The sequence below is a fragment of the Streptosporangium sp. NPDC087985 genome (assembly GCF_044741965.1).
Lineage (GTDB): Bacteria > Actinomycetota > Actinomycetes > Streptosporangiales > Streptosporangiaceae > Streptosporangium.
In genome coordinates, this window is the sequence record NZ_JBIUTQ010000046.1 from 1 (window position 1) to 7,972 (window position 7,972).

General features: G+C 62.1%; 5 protein-coding genes and 2 pseudogenes. 6 read left to right on the top strand and 1 reads right to left on the bottom strand.

All coding sequences use genetic code 11. The features are described from left to right. Window positions 1-160: 160 nt before the first annotated feature. The gene (locus tag ACIN94_RS32490; RefSeq protein ID WP_400714776.1) at window positions 161-322 is read left to right on the top strand and encodes a hypothetical protein; all 162 of its coding nucleotides are present in this window, start codon (window positions 161-163) and stop codon (window positions 320-322) included. Window positions 323-439: 117 nt separating this feature from the next. Here the strand turns inward: ACIN94_RS32490 and ACIN94_RS32495 are convergent, their stop codons facing one another. Beyond that, the gene (locus ACIN94_RS32495; RefSeq protein WP_400714779.1) at window positions 440-865 is read right to left on the bottom strand and encodes a spore-associated protein A; all 426 of its coding nucleotides are present in this window, start codon (window positions 863-865) and stop codon (window positions 440-442) included. Between the two features lie 211 nt (window positions 866-1,076). Here ACIN94_RS32495 and ACIN94_RS32500 point away from each other — a divergent pair. The 5 genes and pseudogenes from ACIN94_RS32500 to ACIN94_RS32520 form a co-directional block, all read left to right on the top strand. After that, window positions 1,077-1,217, top strand: a pseudogene (locus tag ACIN94_RS32500) (IS3 family transposase); the annotation flags it as partial. A gap of 196 nt (window positions 1,218-1,413) precedes the next feature. Next, window positions 1,414-2,691, top strand: a complete 1,278-nt coding sequence (locus ACIN94_RS32505; protein ID WP_400714784.1) for a cytochrome P450 — start codon at window positions 1,414-1,416, stop codon at window positions 2,689-2,691. Window positions 2,692-2,699: 8 nt separating this feature from the next. Continuing rightward, window positions 2,700-4,394 carry a peroxidase family protein gene (locus ACIN94_RS32510; RefSeq protein ID WP_400714787.1) on the top strand — a complete coding sequence of 565 codons (1,695 nt, stop codon included), beginning with the start codon at window positions 2,700-2,702 and terminating at the stop codon, window positions 4,392-4,394. Then, complete coding sequence (locus tag ACIN94_RS32515) at window positions 4,391-6,148, top strand: DUF2235 domain-containing protein (protein ID WP_400714790.1); 1,758 nt, start codon at window positions 4,391-4,393, stop codon at window positions 6,146-6,148. The genes ACIN94_RS32510 and ACIN94_RS32515 overlap by 4 nt, the downstream gene beginning before the upstream one ends. A 153-nt stretch (window positions 6,149-6,301) precedes the next feature. Further along, window positions 6,302-7,709, top strand: a pseudogene (locus tag ACIN94_RS32520) (IS1380 family transposase). Window positions 7,710-7,972: the final 263 nt, after the last annotated feature.

A 7,972-nucleotide genomic window follows, 5' to 3' on the forward strand; every position in this document is an offset into this window, starting at 1 on the left:
GTGCCGGACCGCCGATGACTTTGGGAGCCATCTGAGGGATTGGACACGCCGGTCGCGGGTTGCCGTGGGTGACGGCCCAGTAGTTGAAGCTCTAGCGAGTCACGGAGCAACCCGAGGTAACACATTTGTCTGCAGCGTAGAACTTCCTACATGATCAGGCATGACACTGACTCGGGAACTGCTCGCCTACTACGAGCAGGACAGGGAACACGACCGGCTCCGTGAAGGGCGCGGCCGACTGGAGTTCTGGCGGACGCCGCAGCCGACGTCGAGGGCACGATGGGCACCATCAGGAATCGCGCGCAGGATGCGGGGATGGTAAGCGAGCGGGCAGTCATTCTCGACACCAGTCGTTCGCTTGCGCACGGAAGGGGTACTCGCGCCCCGGTGAACCCGGGGCCGAGTCACCCGACGTTGAACTGACAACCTGTCTCGATGGTCAGCCGCAGTGAGTCCAGCCTGATTGCCAGCTGTCACCACCACCGGCGCCGTTCGAAGCAACGCCCCCCCACGAGACACAGGTGCCGGGAGCGCTGACCTTCACGGGACCGGCGTAGCTCATGTAGAAGTCGGTGTCATCAATCCTTTTGCCGCCCTGCTTTTGGATGGAGGCCCCCGTAGTGCTGTAAACGCCCTGGTACTTGCTGCTCTTCCACGTCACCACACAGTTGGTGCTGCCGTTGTAGAGCAGGTAGATCGTGGCGAGCCCGCCAATGGCGTGGCTGTCGATGACGTGGTAGCCGCTGCCGCACGCCGCAGTCGGCGATGACGCGGCCATTGCCGGGCTGCTGCCCATGACCACGGAACCGGCAAGTGCGGCCGCCGTGGCGACCGTGAACACCGCCGTCTGCTTGAATCTACGCACTGTCTGGTCTCCGCTCTCTTCAAGATCGTGCTTTGACGCTGGGCAGCATAATGGATCATTGCCAAGCATCGTGACGAAGCTAGTCAGACCCCGCGGAACGGGACATGTCACTGAATTGCCCTGGCTTCGGTGGAGACTTGATCCTTGAGAGGGTCGAGTCCATGCCAGGTAAGTCCCCCTCCCCGCCGAACTGCGCAGACGAGCGGTTCGGATGGTCGCCGAGGTGCGGCCGGATTACCTGACCGAGTGGGCCACGATCAACGCGGTCGCGACCAAGCTCGGCATCGGCACTGCGGAGACGCTGCGCACCTGGGTCCGCCAGGCCCAGATCGACGAGGGCAGCCGGCCAGGCCGCACCACCGCCGCCCCTCCGAGCGCCTCGGACGGATCGGCACACCATCCGCCGACTCCGAATAGGACTACCAAGCGGAAACTTCCGTCAGCCGAATCCGACCAGGTGGGCTGACCACCCCGTGAGTCATCGAGGTTAACCCACCTTTGGCGATTACATGGTTTTTCCTACCGAATACTGCGGACATAGTATGAAGGTGGCTTATCTTGAACAGTATGACGCCCTAGCTGACGACCGGGAAAAAGTCGCACTGGTGCGCGGCTGGATCCGCACGGACGCGATTCCCTTTTTCCGTGAACTTCGCGAGCACCGTCCGATTTTTGTAACACCCGGATTTACCCTGGTCACGCGGTTCCCGGACGTGATGGAGGTGCTGTCACACGAAAATATCTTCTCCGTGCGTCTGTATGCGCCACGCATGGATCCAGTAGTCGATGGCCCATTCATGCTCGCCCGCGATGATACGCCGGTCAACTGGCGAGAAAAGGGAATCATGCAGGCCGTTCTTCGGCCAGAAGATCTTCCGGATGTACGCGAAATGGCGGGCAGAATCGCGGACGAATCTCTTGACCGCAACGCTCAGGACGGTCGCATTGAAGTGGTGAGCCGGCTCGGACGCTATGTACCGATCAGGCTCTGCGGAGAATATTTTGGCTTCCCGGGTCCTGATCTGGAAACAATGTATCGCTGGTCCCGTGCGACCCAATTCGACATGTTCAAGAACCTGCAGAACGATTCAGTGGTCCACGAGGAGTCCGTCCGTGCCGGGCAGGAGATGATGGCGTATCTCAAAGATCTCCTGGACGATAAGCGTGCAGCTGTGGAGCATGTGCAGGTGAACTCCCACCAGGACATCTTCAGCCGGCTTATCCGGACCTATTTCCCTGCTGAACTGGACTTTGACGACCATCGGATCCTGGCGAACGTCGCCGGTCTGCTGATCGGCGCGGGAGAAACAACCTCACAAGCGATCATCCAGGCGCTGGAACAGATCCTTTTGCGGCCGGATATCCAGGCTCAGGCAACCGACGCGGCTACCAGACCCGACTTGGGGAGGTTCGACCGATATGTCTGGGAGGCCCTCAGATTCAACCCCATAAACCCACTGGTCTTCCGGTACTGTGAGAAGGATTACAAACTGGCCGCGGGCACGCAGCGTGAAACGCTGATCCCGGCCAACGCGATCGTCTTCGCGTGTACGGCTTCCGCCATGTTCGATGAGTACTACGTTCCGGACGGAAGTTCATTCCGAATGGATCGTCCCGACTTCATTCGCCTTCACTTCGGTTTCGGCCATCACACCTGTCTGGGACGCTACGTGGCAGGCGTGATGATCCCGGAAGTCGTCCGGCGAATTCTTTTGCGCCCAGAAGTGTCGCTGCTCCCTCCACCGCACGGAGGTGTCGACTTCCAGGGCGGGCCGTTCCCTGAACGATTCACCATTTGCATCGGTGCGACCGTTCGAAAAGATTAGGGAGCTCGATGGACACTAGGAGAAGTAAGACCAACGACGGCTGGAACAACCGGATTGAATTCTACCTGACCACACACTTCGAACCCCTCTGGCGATGGATTCAGCGCATTCCGACGCTACGGCGCAAGGTCAACAAGGCGCTCATCAACCGAGCCATCTTAAAGACCCCCACGCGGCCGAACCCGCTCAGCACGATGGTCCCGTACACATCATGGAGTTCGCTCACGGACCGCACGTTCGACAGTCGGCACCTTCCTCCCGTGCCAAGTGGCGACAGGAGTTATCCAGACGTCAAGAAAACGAGTGATATTTTCTTGCGTCATGGCGACGGCCTCCAGTGCCCGAAGTCCACCGTTCTTTTCGCTAATTTCGCGCAATGGTTCACCGATGGGTTCCTGCGTAGTGACCGTTCACTCCCTCGAGATCCGAGAAAGAACACGTCGAACCACGAAATCGACCTCAGTCAGCTCTACGGCCTGAACGGCGAGGTGACGGAGCTGCTCCGCACCAGAGAAGGCGGCCTCCTGAAGAGTCAGGTCATCAACGGCGAGGAGTTCCCTCCTTACCTCTGTCGAGACGGGGTCATCAAACCCGAGTTCCAGGGCCTGTCAGTTGTGGACTTCGACGATCTGTCGGATACGCAGAAGAACCAACTCTTCGCGATGGGCGGCAATCGCGGTAACTCCCAGACCGGTTACTCGATGCTGAACGTCCTATTCCTGCGCGAGCACAATCGCGTCGCGCGACTATTGGGACGCAACTACCCCGAGTGGGATGACGACAGGATTTTTGGAACCACTCGAAACATCCTGATCGTGATGTTGATCAAAATCGTAATAGGCGAGTACATCAACCACATCACACCCTATAATTTCAAGTTCTTTCTCGATCCATCGGCTTTCCCCAATGAGCGATGGTACCGGCAGAACTGGATGGCGATTGAGTTCAATCTGCTCTATCGCTGGCACAGCCTGGTACCCTCGACCCTGCGTATCAACGGAGAGAGCATGCCCCTCGACGCAACTCTCTTCAACAATGAGATCTTGACTTGCCACGGGCTTGGGACAATTTTCGAGAGCTCCTCCGACCAGGCCGCCTGTCGAATAGGATTGTTCAATACCGACCCATACCTTGAGGAGGTTGAAAGAGCAAGTATCATTCAGGCTCGCGAGGTTCGGCTGGCGCCGTACAACGACTATCGGGAAATTTTCAGTTTCCCCCGCGTGACCGGCTTCGATCAAATTTCCGGAGATCCGGCCGTACAGCGTGCCCTGCGCGAGCTCTATGGCAGGGTGGACAAGGTCGAACTGTACGTCGGCCTCTTCGCGGAGGACCTGCGGCCCGATTCCGTGCTGCCCTCGCTGATGGGACGGATGGTGGGGGTCGACGCCCTGTCCCAGGCGCTGACCAATCCGCTCCTCGCCCCACGCATTTTCAACGAGCAGACCTTCACCCCGCTGGGTTTGCGCCTGATCCAGCAGACGCACCGCCTGGCCGACATCGTCAACCGCAATCTGCCGGACGGGTCGCGACGATACGACGTGCGCATGACGCGCCGGGACTGGCGCCGCGGGACCCCCGGACCTGGGAACGCGCCCAGAGTGGAGCCCGCTCCGACCAGGGCGAGTCTCTATGGAACCACGCTCGGAAATCGTATGACCACGGCCTCGACGAGGCTCTGGCGGATCACGGGGGGATCATGACCCATCTCATTGTGTGCTGCGACGGTACCTGGAATTCTCCGCAGATCGAGTCGGTCACCAATGTTTGCCGGCTGTATAACGCCCTCACCGAGACAGGCGTGGACGGCGACCGCCAATTGGCTTACTACCAGCCCGGCGTAGGCACGCTGAGCAACCGACTGCTGGGGGGAGCCGTCGGGCTTGGCCTGTCCGACAATGTGATGGACGCCTATCTCTGGCTGACCATGCGATACGCCCCGGGGGATCGCATCTCACTGTTCGGATTCAGCCGCGGTGCCTACACGGCCCGAAGCCTTGCCGGGATGATATCGGCGTGCGGGCTAATCGACACCACCAAGGTGGACGAGGCAAAGCTCTGGCCTCAGATCAAAGATCTGTACGACCGCGGTTACCGGCAAAGAAAGCGCGACCCCCAAGGTCGTGAATGGCGGAACGGGCTCACCTTTCGCTGGGACCCGGACGATTGCGACCAGATCCCAATACACTTCATCGGGGTGTGGGACACCGTCGGCGCGCTCGGTATTCCGGCCTACATGGGCTGGCTCAGTCTTCTGGACCCATTGCATCGGCACGACTTTCACGACGTGCGGCTCAATCCGTATATCGAGCACGGTCGCCACGCCGTGGCCATGGACGAGCGCCGCAGTCCCTTTACGCCGACGCTGTGGTCGGAGCCGTATGGAACCGAACAGGTCGTCAAGCAGGTGTGGTTCCCCGGTAGCCACATGGACGTCGGTGGCGGTCATCTTCAGAGGGGGTTGAGCGACTGCTCACTGCGGTGGATGATCGACGAAGCGCGCGAGGCGGTCGGTATCGGTTTCTACAAGACGACCGTGGAAGACCAGATCAATCCCAATCCGCTCGACGTTCTGCACGACGACGACCATGGCGTGGTCGGCGTGCTCGAGCCCTTGGTCGACCCGCAGCTCGACCCGGTGTTCGAGATCTTCCTGCAGCCGCGGCCGCGTGCTGTGCCCGAAATCGACCCAGACGCAACGACCCCCCTGATCCACCAGTCGGTATACGACCGGTATCAGAACCCACCTATAACGAGCGGGCCCTACCGGCCTACGCAGGTGCTTGCTCCAGGGCAGAGCAGGACGGTCGAGGTGTTCGCCCACGAGCTGTGGAATGAGACAGGGCTCTACCTCGAAGTCGGCGACTATCGCTTCACGGCTGAGGGCCAGTGGCGCGACGCCGACATCCTGTCCGGTCCCGCCGGTACCACAGGTCTGCGCCGCTTCAACCCTCTGGTGGAGAGGCTCCGACTCGTGGGCACGCTGCTGGGTCAGGGCGAGAAGCTGTTCCGGCTGGTGACGCGGAACAAGATGGCGAACTTTGTCGGCACGCGCCGGGAGGAGAACATGCCGTGGATGTCGCTTGTCGGCGTCGTCGCCAACGACGCGATATCGGTCGACGGTGAGTACAAGTCCCACGAACGCATCGCCGTTGGCGCCGGCACATGCTGCCGTGTGACCAGGAGCGGATATCTGTACGCCTTCGCCAACGACGCCTGGGGTTTCTATGGGAACAACCGAGGCAGCGTGCACCTCACCGTGACCAGAATGCCTGTTGAGGAGCAGCCAACCGTGCCCGCTCGCACCAGACGGGAACGTAGTCAACGGCAAGCCGTACTCGCCGGTAAAGAGAGGGTTACCGGCGAAGCTTCGCGACGCGGCGCCGCACCTTCTGGAAATCGCCGGGCGGAGTTGGCCGATGTAGGCCAAGGACGTCGCGTCGGTAAGCAAGAGTGACGTCCCGTCGAAACCGGGAGGGCGGCCCCTGAGCCTGGATCCACCGAGTCGGACCTGATGCGGATGCTCTGAACAAGAGAGAGGTGCCCTCCGACCTGGGGTGATCGGAGTTCTTCACGCTTCAATCAGCTCAGCCGAGAGGACACCTCGTAAGTGCAAGTTTCTCACGCCCTGACGAAGACCCATACAATCTTCGATGAGGAGCACCTCGTCGCCTACGCTGGACTGGAACCGGTCATGCGACTGGCCGAACGATGCGGCCTGACCGCGCTGGCAGGCCGGCATGTCGCGATCAACGACCGGCTCGGGGCGAACATACCGATGAAACTCGCCTCGATCGTGGCCGGGATGGCCTGCGGCGCCGACTCCATCGATGACCTGGACGTGCTGCGCCACGGCGGCATGAACAAACTGTTCGACGGTATCCGCGCGCCGTCCACGCTGGGCTCGTTCCCGCGCTGCTTGAACTGGGGTAACGTCCGCCAGATCGAGAAGGTGGCCCGGCTGCTCCTGGCTCGCCTGGCTGCGCATACCCCGCTGTTGCCCGGCGCGGACACCCTTGCGTTCCTCGACGTGGACTCGATGCAGCGCCGCACCTACGGCTATGCCAAGCAAGGATCCGGGTTCGGCCACACGAAGATCGGCGGCAAGAACGTGCTGGTGCGTGGATTGAACGTGCTGGCCGCAACCCTGTCCACGCCGCCGGCCGCACCGGTGGTGTGCGGCACCCGGCTGCGCGGCGGGAGCGCGAACTCCGCCCACGGCGCTACGTCGTTCATCGCCGAGGCCATCGGCGCGCCCCGCCGCACCGGAGCCACCGCCACCCTGGATCATGCGCGGTGACTCAGCGTTCTACACCGCAGGCTCCGTCAACGCGTGCCGCCGCGCGGGCGTGCGGTTCTCGGTCACCGCCAAAATGGATCCGAAGATCAAGACGGCCATCGCCGCCATTGACGAGTCAGCGTGGATCGCGATCAAGTACCCGAATGCGGTCTTCGATGAGCAGGCCAGATGCTGGGTCTCCGACGCCGAGATCGCCGAGGTCACCTACACGGCGTTCGCGTCCAAGAAGCACGACGCCGTCACCGCCCGGCTGATCATGCGCCGGGTCAAACGACTCAACCCGGCGGCCGCCACCGGCCAGGAAGAGATCTTCACCCTCCACCGCTACCACGCGATCTTCACCGATAGCCCGTTCGCCCTCCTCCAGGCCGAGGAGCAGCATCGTGATCACGCGATCGTCGAACAGGTCAACGCGGATCTGACCGCCGGAGCGCTCGCGCACCTGCCCTCCGGTGACTTCAACGCCAACGCCGCGTGGCTGACGTGCGCGGCGATCGCGCACAACCTGCTGCGCGCCACCGGCTGCCTGGCCGGCGCCTTCCACGCACGTGCCCGCACCGCCACCGTGCGCCGTCACCTGATCGCCGTGCCCGCCCGGCTTGCCCGGCGCGGCCGAGGCCACCTCACCCTGCACCTACCGGCGCATTGGCGCTGGCAGAGCGCGTGGATGAATGCCTTCGAGGCCATCCATCACCCGCCACCCGCTCCAGCGGCCTGACCCGCCCGAATCTCCGGTCACCACCCGCACCACCACGACCCGCCGGTCACCCGCGCACGCATCGCGCACGCATCCATCCCGAGCCTATGGACACCCGGACAAGCCATGGTCCGCGCACGGCAGCTCTCCCACGCCCGGAACAGACATCCACCAGGAGGAGCCCCGTCCTGGTTGCGTCCACGGAGGTGGTGTACGAGTTTCCCCAGGTAGTGGGCGTGGCGCCGTGAAATGAGGACGGCCATCGCGTGATCCTTCGAGTGCGA

What these genes read in the sequence shown, in the direction of transcription:
- ACIN94_RS32490 (WP_400714776.1), top strand. Translation starts at nt 161, where the DNA reads ATGACACTGACTCGGGAACTGCTCGCCTACTACGAGCAGGACAGGGAA.
- ACIN94_RS32510 (WP_400714787.1), top strand. Translation starts at nt 2,700, where the DNA reads ATGGACACTAGGAGAAGTAAGACCAACGACGGCTGGAACAACCGGATT.
- ACIN94_RS32515 (WP_400714790.1), top strand. Translation starts at nt 4,391, where the DNA reads ATGACCCATCTCATTGTGTGCTGCGACGGTACCTGGAATTCTCCGCAG.